Annotated in this window: 9 protein-coding genes; 7 read left to right on the forward strand and 2 right to left on the reverse strand. The window is 65.7% G+C overall.

All coding sequences use genetic code 11. The annotated features are described in order from the left end of the window. Positions 1-4,816: NAD-glutamate dehydrogenase domain-containing protein (locus O0J73_RS10185; RefSeq protein WP_308308634.1), on the reverse strand; the 4,816-nt coding region annotated here is incomplete at its 3' end. Between the two features lie 250 nt (positions 4,817-5,066). Between O0J73_RS10185 and O0J73_RS10190 the strand changes: the two genes are divergently transcribed. From O0J73_RS10190 to O0J73_RS10205, 4 genes are all read left to right on the forward strand, one after another. Then, entirely contained in the window at positions 5,067-5,723 is a 657-nt protein-coding gene (locus O0J73_RS10190) for a TetR/AcrR family transcriptional regulator (RefSeq protein ID WP_008265285.1), read from the forward strand. Then, the gene (locus tag O0J73_RS10195) at positions 5,723-6,991 is read left to right on the forward strand and encodes an efflux RND transporter periplasmic adaptor subunit (RefSeq protein WP_049458761.1); all 1,269 of its coding nucleotides are present in this window, start codon (positions 5,723-5,725) and stop codon (positions 6,989-6,991) included. Before O0J73_RS10190 ends, O0J73_RS10195 begins: the two co-directional genes overlap by 1 nt. Positions 6,992-7,006: 15 nt before the next feature. After that, positions 7,007-10,180 carry a multidrug efflux RND transporter permease subunit gene (locus O0J73_RS10200; protein ID WP_053450234.1) on the forward strand — a complete coding sequence of 1,058 codons (3,174 nt, stop codon included), beginning with the start codon at positions 7,007-7,009 and terminating at the stop codon, positions 10,178-10,180. Positions 10,181-10,478: 298 nt separating this feature from the next. Next, positions 10,479-11,363 carry a hypothetical protein gene (locus O0J73_RS10205; RefSeq protein WP_308308635.1) on the forward strand — a complete coding sequence of 295 codons (885 nt, stop codon included), beginning with the start codon at positions 10,479-10,481 and terminating at the stop codon, positions 11,361-11,363. A 113-nt stretch (positions 11,364-11,476) separates the two neighbouring features. Here O0J73_RS10205 and O0J73_RS10210 read toward each other — a convergent pair whose 3' ends face one another. Further along, a complete protein-coding gene (locus O0J73_RS10210) occupies positions 11,477-12,625 on the reverse strand; it encodes an acyl-CoA dehydrogenase family protein (protein WP_197564206.1) in 1,149 nt (382 codons plus the stop codon). A gap of 153 nt (positions 12,626-12,778) precedes the next feature. On the opposite strand from O0J73_RS10210, the gene O0J73_RS10215 reads away from it, so the two are divergent. The 3 genes from O0J73_RS10215 to metH are packed head-to-tail and all read left to right on the forward strand — an operon-like array spanning position 12,779 to position 17,496. Next, positions 12,779-13,708, forward strand: coding sequence for a metalloregulator ArsR/SmtB family transcription factor (locus O0J73_RS10215; RefSeq protein WP_006453029.1), 930 nt, complete (start codon positions 12,779-12,781; stop codon positions 13,706-13,708). A gap of 12 nt (positions 13,709-13,720) precedes the next feature. Next, positions 13,721-14,815 (forward strand): homocysteine S-methyltransferase family protein, encoded by a 1,095-nt coding sequence (locus O0J73_RS10220; protein WP_006453030.1) that lies wholly within the window; start codon positions 13,721-13,723, stop codon positions 14,813-14,815. Further along, on the forward strand, positions 14,812-17,496 hold the full coding sequence (gene metH / locus O0J73_RS10225) for a methionine synthase (RefSeq protein ID WP_308308636.1): 2,685 nt from the start codon (positions 14,812-14,814) through the stop codon (positions 17,494-17,496). The genes O0J73_RS10220 and metH overlap by 4 nt, the downstream gene beginning before the upstream one ends. The last annotated feature ends 31 nt before the right edge of the window (positions 17,497-17,527 follow it).

The following is a 17,527-nucleotide window of genomic DNA, read 5'->3' on the forward strand; positions in this document are numbered from 1 at the left end:
TGCTGCCCTTGGTGCCCAGCACCTGGCCGGCCAGGTTGCGGTGGTTGGCCGCCAGTTCGTCACGCAACACGCCACGTGCCACGGCGTGCCAACGGCCGTTGACCTCCAGCGCATCAACCTGCTCGAACAGCCACGGCAGCTGCAGGGCGTCGCCCAGGCGGAAATGCACCTTGGACACGTCCACCGGCTTCAGCTTGCGGGTACGCGCCAGTTCGATGATGTCGAACGCCGGCTCCAGGAAGTGCAGTTCGGCCAGCTGCTGCGCCAGCGCGGACGGCAGGCCCTTCTCCTTCCACTCGGCCACCAGGGCTTCGTAGGTCGGACGTTGCGAATCCGGCAGCACGCCCGAGGCAACGCGGATGTCGTTGAACGGACCCTGGTAACGGTTGACCGCTTCGGTGATGCCCGGCATCGCGCCCGGGCGCGACAGCAGCCAGCGCACGAACGAACGCTGCAGCTTCCAGATCACTTCCAGTGCGTCGATCTGCACCGACTCCGGCACCTTGCCGTCGAGGGCATCGATCTGCGCCCACAGCGCGCGGGCATCCAGCGTCTCGCGGCTGATGGTGTAGGCCTTGGCGACCTCGGCGATGGAACGGCCGGTGTCTTCCTGCATGCGCATCAGGAAGGTGGCGCCCATGCGGTTGATGGTCTGGTTGGTCACGGCCGTGGCGATGATTTCGCGCTTCAGGCGGTGACGCTCCATCGCGTCGGCGTACTTCTTCTGCAGCGGGGTCGGGAAGTAGCGCTGCAGTTCCTTGGACAGGTACGGATCTTCCGGGATGTCCGAATCCAGCAGCTGGGCGAATGCCACCAGCTTGGAATAGGACAGCAGCACCGACAGTTCCGGACGGGTCAGGCCCTGGCCACGCGCCTTGCGCTGCGACAGCTCGGCATCGGACGGCAGGAACTCGATCTGGCGATCGAGCAGGCCCTGCTGTTCCAGGGTGCGGATGAAGTGCTGCTTGGAACCCAGGCGTTTGACCGCCATCCGCTCCATCAGGCTCAGCGCCTGGTTCTGGCGGTAGTTGTCGTTGAGCACCAGCTCGGCGACTTCGTCGGTCATCGAGGCCAGCAGCTTGTTGCGCTGCTCGACGGTCAGCTTCTTGGCCCGCACCACATCGTTGAGCAGGATCTTGATGTTGACTTCGTGGTCGGAGGTGTCGACACCGGCCGAGTTGTCGATGAAGTCGGTGTTGAGCAGCACGCCGGCCTGTGCGGCTTCGATGCGGCCCAGCTGGGTCATGCCCAGGTTGCCGCCCTCGCCCACCACCTTGCAGCGCAGCTCGCCACCGTTCACGCGCAGGGCGTTGTTGGCGCGGTCGCCGACATCGCTGTGCTGCTCGCTGGCGGCCTTGACGTAGGTGCCGATGCCGCCGTTCCACAGGAGGTCTACCGGCGCCTTCAGGATCGCGCTCATCAGATCGTTCGGCGACAGCGCCTTGACGTTGTCGTCCAGGCCCAGCGCTTCACGCACCTGTGGGGTGATCTCGATCGACTTCAGGCTGCGCGGATAGATGCCGCCACCCTTGCTGATCAGCTTGGCATCGTAGTCCGCCCAGCTCGAACGCGGCAAGGTGAACAGGCGCTCACGCTCGACGAACGTGGTGGCCGCATCCGGGTTCGGGTCCAGGAAGATGTGGCGGTGGTCGAAGGCTGCAACCAGGCGGATGTGGCGCGACAACAGCATGCCGTTGCCGAACACGTCGCCGGACATGTCGCCGACGCCGACCGCGGTGAAGTCCTGGGTCTGGCTGTCACGGCCCAGCGCACGGAAGTGGCGCTTGACCGACTCCCACGCGCCGCGTGCGGTGATGCCCATGCCCTTGTGGTCGTAACCCACCGAACCACCAGAGGCGAATGCATCGCCCATCCAGAAACCGTGCGCGATGGCCAGGCCGTTGGCGATATCGGAGAAGGTCGCAGTGCCCTTGTCGGCGGCCACCACCAGGTACGGATCGTCCATGTCGTGGCGCACGACATCCACCGGCGGCACGATCTTGTTGTTGACGATGTTGTCGGTGATGTCCAGCAGGCCCTGGATGAACAGCTTGTAGCAGGCCACGCCATTGGCGAAGACCGCGTCGCGGTCACCATTGACCGGCGGGGTCTTGGCGAAGAAGCCGCCCTTCGCGCCGACCGGCACGATGACGGTGTTCTTGACCATCTGCGCCTTGACCAGGCCCAGCACTTCGGTACGGAAGTCTTCGCGACGGTCCGACCAGCGCAGGCCGCCACGGGCGACCGCGCCGAAGCGCAGGTGGGTACCTTCCACGCGCGGGCCGTAGACGAAGATTTCGCGGTACGGGCGCGGCTTCGGCAGGTCCGGCACCAGCGCCGAATCGAACTTGAAGCTGATCACGTGGCCGTGCTGGCCGTTGGCATCGGTCTGGTAGTAGCTGGTGCGCAGGGTCGCGTCGATCACGCCCATGAACGAACGCAGGATGCGGTCTTCGTCCAGGCTGGACACACGGTCCATCAGCTTCAGCAGCGCATCGCGCGCGGCCTGCATCTGCGCGTCGCGGTCACCCTTGCGGGCGTCGACCACGGTCTTGAGCACCTTCAGGGTGGCCTCGTCGCCGGCGGCCAGCACGTCGAGGTGCGCCTTCAGCTGCGCCTGGCCAGCCGCGATGTCGTCCTTGCTCTCGTGGCCGGTGGCCGGATCGAAGCGCGCTTCGAACAGTTCCACCAGCAGGCGGGCCAGCAGCGGGTAACGGGCGAAGGTGCCTTCCACATACGCCTGCGAGAACGGCACGCCGGTCTGCAGCAGGTACTTGCAGTAGCCACGCAGCATGGCGACCTGGCGCCAATGCAGGCCGGCAGCCAGCACCAGGCGGTTGAAGCCGTCGTTCTCGGCATCGCCGTGCCAGACGCGGGCGAAGGTCTCGCCGAAGGCTTCATCGACGCTGGCAGCATCGATCGCGCCGGCGGTCGACTCGACCTCGAAGTCCTGCACGTACACCGGGGCGTTGTCGACCGATAGGCGGTAGGGACGCTCGGCAATCACGCGCAGGCCCATGTTTTCCATCATCGGCAGCGCGTCCGACAGCGGAATGTCGTCCAGCTGGCGGTACAGCTTCAGGCGCAGGCCATCGCCGCTTTCGCGCGGCACCGCCTGCAGGCTCAGGCGCAGGTCGTCCGGGCCGGTCAGGGCGTCGAGCTGGCTGACATCGTTGGCGGCAACGGCGGTGCTGTTGTCTTCGATGTAGCCGGCCGGCAGCGCCTTGCCGATGCGGGCGGCGATGCGCAGGCCTTCGGTTTCGCCATGGCGGGTCACCAGCGCTTCGCGCAGGTCGTCCTGCCAGTTGCGCAACACCTGGGCCAGCTTCTGCTCCAGTTCGGCGGTATCGACGTCGAGCATTTCACCCGGCTTCGGGCGCACGATCAGGTGCACCTGGGCCAGCGGCGATTCGCCCAGCACCACCGAGCTGTCGACGTACTCGCCGTGGAGCGCGTCCTTCAGCATCGCTTCGATGCGCAGGCGCACGTCGGTGTTGAAGCGCTCACGCGGCAGGTAGACCAGTGCGGAAATGAAACGGCTGTACTTGTCACGGCGCAGGAACAGGCGGCTGCGCACGCGCTCCTGCAGGCCCAGCACGCCCATCGCGGTGCGGAACAGTTCGTCCTCGCTGGACTGGAACAGCTCTTCGCGCGGCAGGGTTTCCAGGATGTGGCGCAGCGCCTTGCCGCTGTGGCTGGCCGGGGCCAGGCCCGACTGCTTCATCACGTGCTCGTGGCGCTGGCGCACCAGCGGGATTTCCCACGGGCGACGGTTGTAGGCGCTGGAGGTGAACAGGCCGAGGAAGCGCTGCTCGCCGATGATCTTGCCCTTGGCGTCGAATTCCAGCACGCCGATGTAGTCCATGTAGCCGGCGCGGTGCACGCGCGAACGGGCGTTGGTCTTGGTCAGGATCAGCGCGTCCTTCAGGCCGGACGTGGCGTTCAGGCCCTGCGCGGCCAGGGTCTTGACCGGACGGGCGGCGGACTTGTCCTTGCCGCGCATCAGGCCCAGGCCGGTGTCGTTCAGCGGTGCCAGCACATCTTCCTTGCCCTGCTTCTCGACGCGGTATTCGCGGTAGCCGAAGAAGGTGAAGTGGTTGTCGGCGGCCCAGCGCAGGAACTCCTGTGCTTCCTTGCGCGAGGCATCGTCGACCGGCAGCTGGCGCTTGCCCAGGTCGTCGGCCAGCGCCAGCGCCTTGTCCTTCATCGGCTGCCAGTCGCGCACGATCGCACGCACTTCATCCAGCGCCTTGTTGATGGCCTGCTCGATGGCGGCCATGGCTTCAGCCGGCTGGCGGTCGATCTCCAGCAGCATCACCGATTCGGCATCACCCTCGCCGACCTTGACCAGCTTGCCGGCCTTGTCGCGGGTGAAGCGCAGCACCGGGTGGCCCAGCACGTGGACGCCCACGCCCTGCTCGGCCAGCGACATGGTGACGGTATCGACAAGGAACGGCATGTCGTCGTTGACGATCTGCAGCACGGTGTGCGGCGATTCCCAACCGTTGGCCTTCGCGGTCGGATTGAACACGCGGACGTTGGCCTTGCCGGCCTTGCGGGCACGGGCGAATTCCAGCGTCTCAGCCGCGAGAGCGGCCCACTCTTCAGCGCTGTGGTGCGGGAACTCGTCCGACTCCATGCGCTTGTAGAAGTCAGTAGCGAAGGCCACTGCTTCGGCCTGTGCGGCCGCGGGGTAGCGCTTGCGCAAGGCCGTGTACACCGGCTCCAGGGAGAAACCAGCGGTCACTGCGACCTCCGACTCTGCTGGTTTGGTCTTGTTTTTCACGGTCTTGGCTGCGGTTTTTTGCGGTTTCATGGCAGAGCGATGCGCTTGCTCAGTTGGGAAAATGAAATTGTAGCCCTACCGCACGAAAAGGCCTTGCTGCAGGACGGAATAAGCAGATTCGGGTTTGCTGCGGTTTAGACGCCTATTCAGTTCGCACCGGTATGGTCGTGGCGTCCGTTTCAGCACTGCAGACAGGATCGGCAAAGCGTGTTACCGGAAGACACACGCGGCGACGCCGATGCGATTCCACAATCCTGAACTGGACGGTATAGTCCACCGCGTGAATCCGGCCTACCTTCCCGTTGCCCTCGACGCACGCGATGAGCGCGTGTTCGACGCCGTGCGCGAACTGCTGGCGCAGCAGGGCATGCAGATGAGCATGGACGCGGTGGCCCAGCAGGCCGGCTGTTCCAAGCAGACCCTGTATTCGCGCTACGGCAACAAGCAGCAACTGCTGCGCCGGGTGATGCAGCGCCATGTCGGCCACGCCACCGGGGCCATGGTCCGTGCACTCCGCACTGACGACCTGCGTGCCAGCCTGCTCCAGTTCGCCACCGACTTCCTGGAGCATTTCAGCCAACCGCACGTAGGACAGGCCTGCCGGCTGATCGCCGCCGACGCGTCCCAGTTTCCCGAAGAGGCGCGTACGCTGTACCGGCATGGCGCCGGCGCGCTGACGCTTCATCTTGCTGAATGGATTGAAACCGTTTGCATGCAGGGCCAGCTACGGCATGACGACCCGCACTTCATGGCCGAGCTGCTGCTGAGCATGATCGCCGGTCAGGATTTCGACAAACAGCGCTTCCATACCCCCCATCGTGATGACGCGCTGCTGCGTCGGCGCTGGGCAGAGTTCTCCGTCGACAGCTTCCTGCGCGCGTTCGCGCCACAGCCGTCGCCGGCCCCGTCTACAAACCAACCCCGGAGTTCCTCCTGATGACCGCCCCACTCCGCACCCTTGCCTTGACGTGCGCCGTTGCTGTCGCTCTGGCCGCCTGCAAGAAGCCGGAACAGCAGACGCCCCCGCCGCCGGAGGTGGGCGTCATCGACGCCAAGCCGCAGACCCTGCCGCTGCAGCGCGAGCTGGTCGGCCGCCTGTCCCCGTTCCGCAGCGCCGACGTGCGCGCGCGCGTTCCGGGCGTGCTGCTCAAGCGCGTCTACCAGGAAGGCTCCCAGGTCAAGCAGGGCCAGACCCTGTTCCTGATCGACCCGGCGCCGCTGCGTGCCTCGCTCAACGCCTCCGAAGCGCAGCTGGCCTCGGCCCGCGCCACCTATGCCAACGCCAAGGTCGCCGCCGACCGTGCGCGCTCGCTGGCCCCGCAGCAGTTCGTCTCCAAGTCCGACCTGGACAACGCCGAGTCGGCCGAGCGCACCGCCCTGGCCGCGGTCAAGCAGGCCGAGGCCGCGTTGACCTCCTCGCGCATCAACCTGGGCTACACCGAAGTGACCGCCCCGATCAGCGGCGTGGCCAACAAGCAGCAGGTCACCGAAGGTGCGCTGGTCGGCCAGGGCGATGTGACCCTGCTGACCACCGTCGACCAGCTCGACCCGCTGTACGTGAACTTCTCGCTGAGCGTCGATGAGCTGACCCAGCTGCGTGCACAGCAGGCCAAGGGCGCACTGGCCCTGTCCGGCGATGGCAAGGCTACCGTCAGCGTCAAGCTGGCCGACGGCACCACCTACAGCGAGCCGGGCACGCTGGACTTCTCCTCGACCACGGTCGATCCGGCCACCGGCGCGGTCTCGCTGCGTGCGCTGCTGCCGAACCCGCAGCAGATCCTGCTGCCAGGCGCCTTCGTCAGCTTCCAGGCCAACCTGGGCGAGCGCAACAATGCCTACCTGGTGCCGCAGCAGGCGCTGCTGCGCGACACCACCGGCGGTTACGTGATGGTGGTCGGCACCGACGGCAAGGTGGTGCGCAAGAACGTCAAGACCGATGGCGCGCAGAACGGCAACTGGCTGGTCAGCGACGGCCTGGCCGCCGGTGACAAGGTGATCGTGGCCGGCGTGCAGAAGGTCAAGGAAGGTGCACCGGCGGTGGCCAAGCCGTGGACCCCGGGGCAAGACGCCAACGGCAAGCCTGCCGCAGGCGGCGCTGCCCCGGCGGGCGCCGCACCGGCCGCCGGCAAGGCACCGGCCGACGCGGCCAAGCCCGAGCAGGCCGATGCGGCCAAGCCGGCCGCCACCGATTCGAACAAGCAGTAACGGGAACCTTCCGTCATGCCTAAATTTTTCATCGAGCATCCAGTCTTCGCCTGGGTGGTTGCGATCCTGATCTCGCTCAGCGGCGTGATCGCGATCCTCAACCTGGGCGTGGAGTCCTATCCCAACATCGCCCCGCCGCAGGTGACCGTCTCGGCTACCTACCCGGGCGCCAGCGCGGACACCACCGAGAAGTCGGTCACCCAGGTGATCGAGCAGCAGCTGACCGGTATCGATCACCTGCTGTACTTCAGCTCTTCCTCGTCCTCCAACGGCCGGGCGCAGATCACCCTGACCTTCGAGACCGGTACCGATCCGGACATCGCCCAGGTGCAGGTGCAGAACAAGGTATCGCTGGCCACGCCACGCCTGCCTTCGGAAGTGACCCAGCAGGGCGTGGTGGTGGCCAAGGCCAACGCCGGCTTCCTGATGGTGGTGGCACTGCAGTCCGATACACCGACCATCAACCGTGATGCCCTGAACGACATCGTCGGTTCGCGCGTACTCGACCAGGTCTCGCGTATCCCCGGCGTCGGCAGCACCCAGCAGTTCGGTTCCGAGTACGCCATGAACATCTGGCTGAACCCGGAGAAGATGCAGGGCTACGGCCTGTCGGCCAGCCAGGTGCTGGCGGCGGTGCGCGCCCAGAACGTGCAGTTCGCCGCGGGTGCACTGGGCTCAGACCCGTCGCCGGAGGGCCAGCACTTCACCGCCACGGTCTCGGCCGAAGGCCGCTTCAGCTCGCCGCAGGAGTTCGAGAACATCATCCTGCGCGCCAACGCTGACGGCTCGCGCGTGCTGTTGAAGGACATCGCCCGCGTCGCCTTCGGTGCCAACAACTACGGCTTCGATACCCAGTACAACGGCAAGCCGACCGGCGCCTTCGCCATCCAGCTGCTGCCGGGCGCCAACGCCCTGAACGTGGCCGAAGCGGTGCGCGGCAAGATGGACGAGCTGCAGCCCAGCTTCCCGTCCGGCGTGACCTGGTTCTCGCCGTACGACAGCACCACCTTCGTCAAGATCTCGATCCAGGAAGTGGTCAAGACCCTGTTCGAAGCGGTGTTGCTGGTGTTCCTGGTGATGCTGATCTTCCTGCAGAACTTCCGCGCCACCCTGATCCCGACCCTGGTCATCCCGGTGGCCCTGCTCGGCACGTTCCTGGGCATGTGGATGATCGGTTTCACGATCAACCAGCTGACCCTGTTCGCGATGGTGCTGGCGATCGGCATCGTGGTCGACGATGCGATCGTGGTGATCGAGAACGTCGAGCGCATCATGTCCGAGGAAGGCCTGGCGCCGAAGCCGGCCACGCAGAAGGCGATGACCCAGATCACCGGCGCGGTGGTGGCAATCACTGTCGTGCTGGCCGCGGTGTTCATCCCGTCCGCCCTGCAGGGCGGTGCGGCCGGCGAGATCTACAAGCAGTTCGCGCTGACCATCGCCATCTCGATGGCGTTCTCGGCGTTCCTGGCCCTGGGCTTCACCCCGGCGCTGTGCGCGACCTTCCTCAAGCCGACGCACAACGACAACCCGAACATCATCTACCGCACCTTCAACAAGTATTACGACAAGATCAGCCACACCTATGTGGGCCACATCACCTCGGCGGTGCGCCATGCGCCGCGCTGGATGATCCTGTTCGTGGTGCTGACCGCGCTGTGCGGCTTCCTGTTCACCCGCATGCCGGGCAGCTTCCTGCCGGAAGAAGACCAGGGCTACGCGCTGGCCATCGTGCAGCTGCCGCCCGGCTCGACCAAGGGCCAGACCAACGAAGTGTTCGCGCAGATGCGTGGCATCCTGGAAAAGCAGGATGGCTATGAAGGCATGCTGCAGGTGGCCGGCTTCAGCTTCGTCGGTTCCGGCGAGAACGTCGGCATGGGCTTCATCCGCCTGAAGCCGTGGGAGGAACGCAAGTTCACCGCGCCAGAGTTCATCCAGAACATGAACGGCGCGTTCTACGGCATCAAGGAAGCGCAGATCTTCGTGGTCAACCTGCCCACCGTGCAGGGCCTCGGCCAGTTCGGTGGCTTCGACATGTGGCTGCAGGATCGCAGTGGTGCCGGCTACGAACAGCTGACCCAGGCGCGCAACATCCTGCTGGGCAAGGCCGCGCAGAAGCCGGAGGCACTGGTCGGCGTGCGCCCGAACGGGCTGGAAAACGCCCCGCAGCTGCAGCTGCACGTGGACCGCGTGCAGGCGCAGTCGATGGGCATGTCGGTGTCGGACGTGTACAGCACCATCCAGCTGATGCTGGCCCCGGTGTACGTCAACGACTTCTTCTACGAGGGCCGCATCAAGCGCGTCACGATGCAGGCCGATGGCCCGTACCGCACGGGCCAGGAGTCGCTGAAGAGCTTCTACAGCCCGTCCAGCCTGACCACCAATGCCGATGGCACCAACGCGATGATCCCGCTCAACACGGTGGTCAAGTCCGAATGGGTGTCGGCATCGCCGTCGCTGAGCCGTTACAACGGCTACTCGGCGATCAACATCGTCGGTTCGCAGGCCCCGGGCACCAGTTCGGGTGAAGCGATGCAGACCATGGAGGCGATCGTCAACGACGACCTGCCGGCCGGCTTCGGCTACGACTGGTCCGGCATGTCCTACCAGGAAATCCTGGCCGGCAACGCCGCCACCCTGCTGCTGGTGCTGTCGATCGTCGTGGTGTTCCTGTGCCTTGCGGCGCTGTACGAAAGCTGGTCGATTCCGGTGGCGGTGCTGCTGGTGGTGCCGCTGGGCGTGCTCGGCGCACTGGGCCTGTCGATGCTGCGCGGCCTGCCCAACGACCTGTTCTTCAAGATCGGCCTGATCACCGTGATCGGCCTGGCGGCGAAGAACGCGATCCTGATCGTGGAGTTCGCGGTGGAGCAGCGTGCGGCGGGCAAGAACCTGCGCGATGCCACCATCGAGGCGGCACGCCTGCGTTTCCGCCCGATCCTGATGACGTCGTTCGCGTTCATCATGGGCGTGATCCCGATGGCGATCTCCACCGGCGCCGGCGCCAACTCCCGCCACGCCATCGGCACCGGCGTGATCGGCGGCATGCTGTTCGCCACCCTGCTCGGCCTGCTGATGATCCCGGTGTTCTTCGTGGTCGTGCGCCGCATGCTGGGCGACAAGCTGGATGAACCCTCCAGGGAGTTCATGGAACGCCAGCGCGACGCCGAAAGTGCCCACCGCCCGGATCGTTGATCCGGCGCTGGGTTGAAACGAAAAGGCCCCGGAGCGATCCGGGGCCTTTTCTGTTGCCTGCTCCGACGTGCCGGAGCGGATGTTGGCCAATCGCGGATGTCGCCTCCGGCAGCCAGGTGACCGGACCGATCCACGCAGCGGAAGATGCGCATCGCAATCGCCTTGCGATTCAGAGCCACATACGCCCCCACGTGTCGCACTTCGTCAGTCACGCAATGACTGGGCGAACCGTCACAACCTCCGGCGAAACCGCGGCTTAACAAAGGACTTCCACCACAGCTATATCAGGCAGGATTCCATGCGTCGTTCGCTTTTCCCAAGAGCCTTACAGCTTCTCGCATTGCTGGGGCTGAGCGCGCTGATCTCACCCGTGGCACATGCTGCAGGCGTGCTGGTCTGCGACAACTGCGCGGACCCACGCGCGCTCGCGCTCACATCCGGCACGGGTCTGACCATCGTCGCGGACTTCAGCCAACGCAGGCTTCACGGCTACGAAGTGGAGTACGACCGCGAACTTCACAGATACCGGGCGGTCCAGACACAGGTGCCGGATCCGATCATCGCGTCGTTCAACCGCATCATGGGGATGCTTGACCGCCGCGGCATCCGCGCTGGCCAGAGGGGCGCACAGTTCGAAATCCACCCCGATGACCCGGCAGCGGCCAATGGCATCACCTTTCCAGAAGAATTCAAAAGCCACAACGCGCATGACATCGCGCAGATGGCAACCGCCCGCTTCCGGCTTGAGGCCCAGATCGGCGAGGCGTTCGCCGGCGCGACCACCCACTCGACGGCCTGGAACAGCATGGCGACGTTTCTCTCGTCCATTGGCCTGAGCTTCGTCAGCAAGGCGCTGGGCATCGATGGAGCGATATATGTCATCACATGGCGGGATGGCTCACAGACCACCCTCCTCATCCGTCCCGACTCGGTCAGGGAAGCGAGGTATGTACAAGGGGGAAGCAGGGATGCACAGGGCAACCGCATTGCCGATGGCGCTGCCAGCGATCCGGACACCGCACAGGGCTTCGCGGGTGTCTATCAGTTTGGAGACGGGGAAGCGATGCAGCGCTGGATCGATACCGCTCGACTGTACGGTGTAACCGTTGTCGAAGGCAGCGGCATCGCAGGCCAGTTGGATTGCCGCTGGGACGGGCGGACGTTGACCTGCGAAGGCAGCTGAATGGGAAGCAGACCCGGATGCAAGGCCCCGGAACGCTCCGGGGCCCTGCCTGGCACGTGGAAGAGGCCAACCCGGGTGGGCGCTCTTCAATCCACGCCAGCCAGTGTCGGCAACTACCGCAGCCCGGTCTCGTTGCGGGCGATCACCAGGCGCTGGATTTCCGAGGTGCCTTCGTAGATCTCGGTGATCTTGGCATCACGGAAGTAGCGCTCCAGCGGCATTTCCTTGGAATAGCCCATGCCACCGTGGATCTGCACGGCCTGGTGGGTGATCCACATGGCCGCTTCCGAGGCGGTCAGCTTGGCCACCGCCGCTTCGGTGCTGAAGCGCTTGCCCTGGCCCTTCACCCATGCCGCGCGCAGGGTCAGCAGCAGGGCTGCATCCAGCTTGCACTTCATGTCGGCGATCTTGGCCTGGGTCATCTGGAAAGTACCGATGGCCGCGCCGAAGGCCTTGCGCTCCTTCACGTATTCCAGGGTCGCTTCATAGGCGGCCCGTGCGATGCCGATGGCCTGCGAGGCAATGCCGATGCGGCCGGCGTCGAGCACGCTCATGGCGATCTTGAAGCCCTCGCCCTCCTGGCCCAGCACATCTTCTGCCGCGGCCACGTAGTCGTTGAACTCGATCTCGCAGGTGGCCGAAGCACGGATGCCCAGCTTCGGTTCGGTCTTGCCACGACCGAAGCCGGCCTTGTCGGTATCGATGATGAAGGCAGTGATGCCACGCGCACCCTTGTCAGGCTCGCTCATCGCGAACAGCACGATGTACTTGGCCACCGGGCCGGAGGTGATCCAGCTCTTCTTGCCGTTGATGACGAAGCCGCCATCGGCCTGCTTCACCGCGCGGCAACGCATTGCGGTCGCGTCCGAGCCCGACTGCGGCTCGGTCAGCGCGAACGCACCGATGGCCTCGCCTTCGGCGATCGCACGCACGTAGGTCTGCTTCTGCGCCTCGGTGCCATGGGTGAGGATACCGTTGCAGAACAGCGAATTGTTCACCGACATGATGGTCGAGTGGGCGGCGTCGGCGGCGGCGACCTCCACCATCGCCAGCACGTACGCAACCGGGTCCATGCCCGCACCGCCGTATTCGGTCGGCACTTCGATGCCCATCAGGCCGTTCTCGCCGAGCAGGCGGATGTTGTCCAGCGGGAACTCGCCGGTACGGTCGTGATGCTCCGCACTCGGGGCAATCTTCTCCTGCGCGATGCGCCGCGCCACGTCCTGCAGCATCAACTGCTCTTCAGTAAAGCTGAAATCCACAACACCCTCCCAGGTACATGATGAAGTGGGCCACGCAAGGCGTGCCCGGATGGCCTGATTGTACCGGGGCGCGACGGCTTCCGTACGCCAGCGACTTGACCGCGGCAGGCTCACTCAGCGAATATATCTCTATATCGCGATAGGTAGATATTTATGGATCTTGAAGACTGGTCGACCCGCCTGAAGGTGTTCGCTGATGCGACCCGCGTGCGCCTGCTGGCGCTGCTGGAGCAGGAAGAGCTGACCGTGGCCGAGCTGTCGGCGATCACCCGCCTGGCGCAGCCGCGCGTGTCCACGCACCTGGCACGCCTGAAGGAAGCCGGCCTGGTCCGCGACCGCCGCGCGGGCGTGTCGGCCTACTACCGCTTCGACGAGGCCCAGCTGGACCCGGCGCAGCGCGCATTGTGGCACGCCTTGAGCAACGGAAGCGATGACCCGCTGCTGCGCCAGGATGCCGAACGGGTGGCTGCGGTGCTGGCCCACCGCGCCGCCGACCAGAACTGGGCCGACAGCGTGGCCGGCGACATGGAACGCCACTACTCCCCGGGACGCACCTGGGAGGCACTGGCCCGGACCGCGCTGCCGCTGCTGGAGACCGGCGACGTACTGGATATCGCGTCCGGTGACGGCGTACTGGCCGAACTCGTCGCCCCCCACGCCAAGCGCTACATCTGCATCGACACCAGCGCACGCGTGGTCGCCGCGGCCAGCGAACGGCTGCGGCGTCTGCCCAACGTGGAAGTGCGCGAGGGTGACATGCATGCCCTGCCGTTCAAGGACGGCAGCTTCGACCTGGTGGTGCTGATGCATGCACTGACCTACGCCAGCAAACCGGCGCAGGCGGTGACCGAAGCCGCACGCGTGCTGCGCTCCGGCGGCCGCCTGCTGCTGTGCAGCCTGGCCCGCCACGAGCACAAGGCGGCGGTGGAGGCCTACGGCCACGTCAACCTCGGCTTCAGCGACAAGGAGCTGCGCAAGTTCGTCGACAAGGCCGGCCTGCAGGTGTCCAGCCTGGAAACAGTCACCCGCGAGAAGCGTCCGCCACACTTCGAAGTGATTTCGCTGATCGCCAACAAGCCCTGAGCTGGAGACCGCATGTCCGCCCTGCCCTGGTTGCATCCTGATCGTGCCAATGCCCTGCTTGACGCGCTGCGCGAGCGGATCCTGATCATCGACGGTGCGATGGGCACGATGATCCAGCGCCACGGCCTGCAGGAGAACGATTACCGTGGCGAGCGTTTCGCGGGTGGCTACGACCATGCCCATGGCCCCGGCTGCGACCACGGCGTGCCGGAAGGCCATGACTTGAAGGGCAACAACGACCTGCTGCTGCTGACCCGGCCCCAGGTCATCGCCGACATCCACACGGCCTACCTCGAAGCCGGTGCGGACCTGGTCGAGACCAATACGTTCAACGCAACTTCGGTCAGCCAGGCCGACTATCACCTGCAACACCTGGTGTACGAGCTGAACAAGGCGGGGGCCGCAGTGGCACGCGCGTGCTGCGATGCAGTCGAAGCCACCACGCCGGACAAGCCACGCTTCGTCATCGGGGTGATCGGCCCGACCAGCCGTACCGCTTCGATCAGCCCCGACGTCAACGACCCGGGCTTTCGCAACACCAGCTTCGACGAACTGCGCGACACCTACCGCGAAGCCATCGAGGGACTGATCGACGGGGGCGCCGATACGCTGATGGTCGAGACCATCTTCGACACGCTCAATGCCAAGGCCGCGCTGTACGCACTGGAAGAAGCCTTCGATGCACGTGGCGCACGCCTGCCGGTGATGATCTCCGGCACCATCACCGATGCATCGGGACGCACCCTGTCCGGGCAGACCGCCGAGGCCTTCCACGCGTCGCTGGCGCATGCGCGACCGCTGTCGATCGGGCTGAACTGCGCATTGGGCGCCGCTGCGATGCGACCGCACGTGGAAACCCTTTCGCAGGTTGCCGAGTGCCATGTCAGCGCCCACCCCAATGCCGGCCTGCCCAATGCCTTCGGCGAGTACGACGAAACGCCCGAAGAGATGGCGGCCACCCTGCGTGGCTTCGCCGAGGATGGCCTGTTGAACCTGGTCGGTGGCTGCTGCGGCTCCACCCCCGACCACATCCGCGCCATTGCCGAGGCTGTGGCCGGCCTGCCGCCGCGCGCCCTGCCCGGCAACCAGGAGCAGCAGGCCGCATGAGCACGCAGTCGTATACCCGCCTGTCCGGCCTGGAACCGCTGGTCATCACCCCGGACCTGCTGTTCATCAACGTCGGTGAGCGCACCAACGTCACCGGCAGCGCCCAGTTCCGCAAGCTGATCAAGGAAGGCCGCTACGAGGAAGCCGTCGATGTGGCCCGCCAGCAGGTGGCCAGCGGCGCGCAGATCCTCGACGTCAACATGGACGAGGGCCTGATCGATTCGGAAGCGGCGATGACCCGCTACCTAAACCTGATCATGTCCGAGCCGGACATCGCGCGTATTCCGGTGATGGTCGACTCGTCCAAGTGGAGCGTGATCGAGGCCGGGTTGAAGTGCCTGCAGGGCAAGAGCGTGGTCAATTCGATCTCCCTGAAGGAAGGCGAGGCGCAGTTCCGCGAGCACGCACGCAAGGTGCTTCGCTACGGCGCCGCCGCAGTGGTGATGGCCTTCGACGAAAGCGGCCAGGCCGATACCTGCGCGCGCAAGGTCGAGATCTGTACCCGCGCCTACCGCATCCTGGTCGACGAGATCGGCTTCCCGCCGCAGGACATCATCTTCGACCCGAACATCTTCGCCGTCGCCACCGGCATCGAAGAGCACGACAACTACGCGGTGGACTTCATCGAAGCCACCCGCATCATCAAGCAGACGCTGCCGCACTGCCATGTCTCCGGCGGCGTCTCCAACGTGTCCTTCTCGTTCCGTGGCAACGAGACGGTACGCCAGGCGATCCATTCGGTGTTCCTGTACCACGCGATTGCCGCCGGCATGGACATGGGCATCGTCAACGCCGGTGCGATGCCGATCTACGATGAGCTGGAGCCGGAGCTGCGCGAGCGCGTCGAGGACGTGATCCTCAACCGCCGCAGTGACGCCACCGAACGCCTGCTGGAGATCGCCGAGCGCTACAAGGGCAGGAAGGGCGCGGCGAAAACCGAAGACCTCGGCTGGCGCGAGAAGCCGGTGGCGCAGCGCCTGGCGCATGCGCTGGTGCACGGCCTGGATGCGTACGTCGAAGAAGACACCGAGCTGGCCCGCCAGGCCTCCAGCCGACCGCTGGACGTGATCGAAGGGCCGCTGATGGATGGCATGAACATCGTCGGCGACCTGTTCGGTGCCGGCAAGATGTTCCTGCCGCAGGTGGTGAAGTCCGCACGCGTGATGAAGAAAGCGGTGGCTTACCTGCTGCCTTACATCGAGGCCGAGAAGGCACGCAGCGGCGATTCGGCCAAGAGCAATGGCCGCATCATCATGGCCACGGTGAAAGGCGACGTGCACGACATCGGCAAGAACATCGTCGGCGTGGTCCTGGCCTGCAACAATTTCGAGGTGATCGATCTGGGCGTGATGGTACCGGCGCAGAAGATCCTCGATGCCGCGCGCGAGCATCATGCCGACATCATCGGCCTGTCCGGGCTGATCACCCCATCGCTTGAAGAAATGAGCCACGTCGCACGCGAGATGCAGCGCCAGGGCTTCGACCTTCCGTTGCTGATTGGCGGCGCGACCACCTCCCGCGCGCACACCGCGCTGAAGATCGACCCGCACTACCAGGCCCCCACGATCTGGGTGAAGGACGCCTCGCGCGCGGTCGGTGTGGCGCAGTCGCTGATTTCGCGCGACCTGCGCGACGCATTCGTCGCCGCCAACGAGGCCGACTATGCCGAGATCCGCGCGCGCCACCGCAACCGCGGCGATGCCAAGCGCCTGGTTTCGCTGGAACATGCACGCGGGCAGAAGTTCCAGGGCGACTGGGACACCTACACGCCGCCCGCGCCCAACCAGCCCGGGCTGCATGTGTTCGACGACTATCCGCTCACGGAGCTGGTCGACTACATCGACTGGACCCCGTTCTTCCAGGCGTGGGAGCTGGCCGGCAAGTTCCCGGCCATCCTCACCGACGAGATCGTCGGCGCCCAGGCCAGCGACCTGTACCAGGACGCCCGCGCGATGCTCACCCGCATCGTCGATGAGAAGTGGCTGACCGCCAAGGCGGTGTTCGGGCTGTGGCCGGCCAACAGCATCGGCGACGACGTGCGCGTGCAGCACCCGCAGGGCGAAACCACCCTGCACTTCCTGCGCCAGCAGGTGGACAAGCCAGCCGAGCGACCGGACTTCTGCCTGGCCGATTTCATTGCCCCGGCCGACAGCGGCAAGCAGGACTGGATCGGCGCGTTCGCGGTCACCGCCGGTATCGGCATCGACGCGCACGTCGCGCGCTTCGAGGCCGAGCATGACGACTACAACGCGATCCTGCTGAAGGCTCTCGCCGACCGCTTCGCCGAGGCGCTGGCCGAGCGCCTGCATCAGCGCGTGCGTACCGAGTTCTGGGGCCATGAGCGCGCCGAGACGCTGGACAACGAAGCCCTGATCGACGAGCAGTACCGCGGCATCCGTCCCGCACCGGGCTATCCAGCCTGCCCGGAGCACAGCGAAAAACGCCGCTTGTTCGACCTGTTGCAGGCCGAGGCCAATGCCGGAATGGAACTGACCGAGAGCTTCGCGATGCTGCCCACGGCCGCTGTCTCGGGTTACTACTTCAGCCATCCGCAGAGCCAGTACTTCGTGGTCGGACGGCTCAGCCGCGAACAGGTCGGCGACTACGCCCGGCGCAAGGGCGTGGACCGCGCCCAGGCCGAACGCTGGCTGGCCTCCAACCTCGACTACGACCCCGAATGACACACAAAGGGGACGGAGGGGATCAAGTCGT

This window comes from Stenotrophomonas sp. Sm6012 (assembly GCF_030985895.1).
In the GTDB taxonomy this organism is placed as follows: Bacteria; Pseudomonadota; Gammaproteobacteria; order Xanthomonadales; family Xanthomonadaceae; genus Stenotrophomonas; species Stenotrophomonas forensis.

Excerpts from the sequence above, each read along its gene's own strand:
- O0J73_RS10195 (WP_049458761.1), top strand. The coding sequence starts at position 5,723 with ATGACCGCCCCACTCCGCACCCTTGCCTTGACGTGCGCCGTTGCTGTC.
- O0J73_RS10200 (WP_053450234.1), top strand. The coding sequence starts at position 7,007 with ATGCCTAAATTTTTCATCGAGCATCCAGTCTTCGCCTGGGTGGTTGCG.
- O0J73_RS10205 (WP_308308635.1), top strand. The coding sequence starts at position 10,479 with ATGCGTCGTTCGCTTTTCCCAAGAGCCTTACAGCTTCTCGCATTGCTG.
- O0J73_RS10215 (WP_006453029.1), top strand. The coding sequence starts at position 12,779 with ATGGATCTTGAAGACTGGTCGACCCGCCTGAAGGTGTTCGCTGATGCG.
- O0J73_RS10220 (WP_006453030.1), top strand. The coding sequence starts at position 13,721 with ATGTCCGCCCTGCCCTGGTTGCATCCTGATCGTGCCAATGCCCTGCTT.
- metH (WP_308308636.1), top strand. The coding sequence starts at position 14,812 with ATGAGCACGCAGTCGTATACCCGCCTGTCCGGCCTGGAACCGCTGGTC.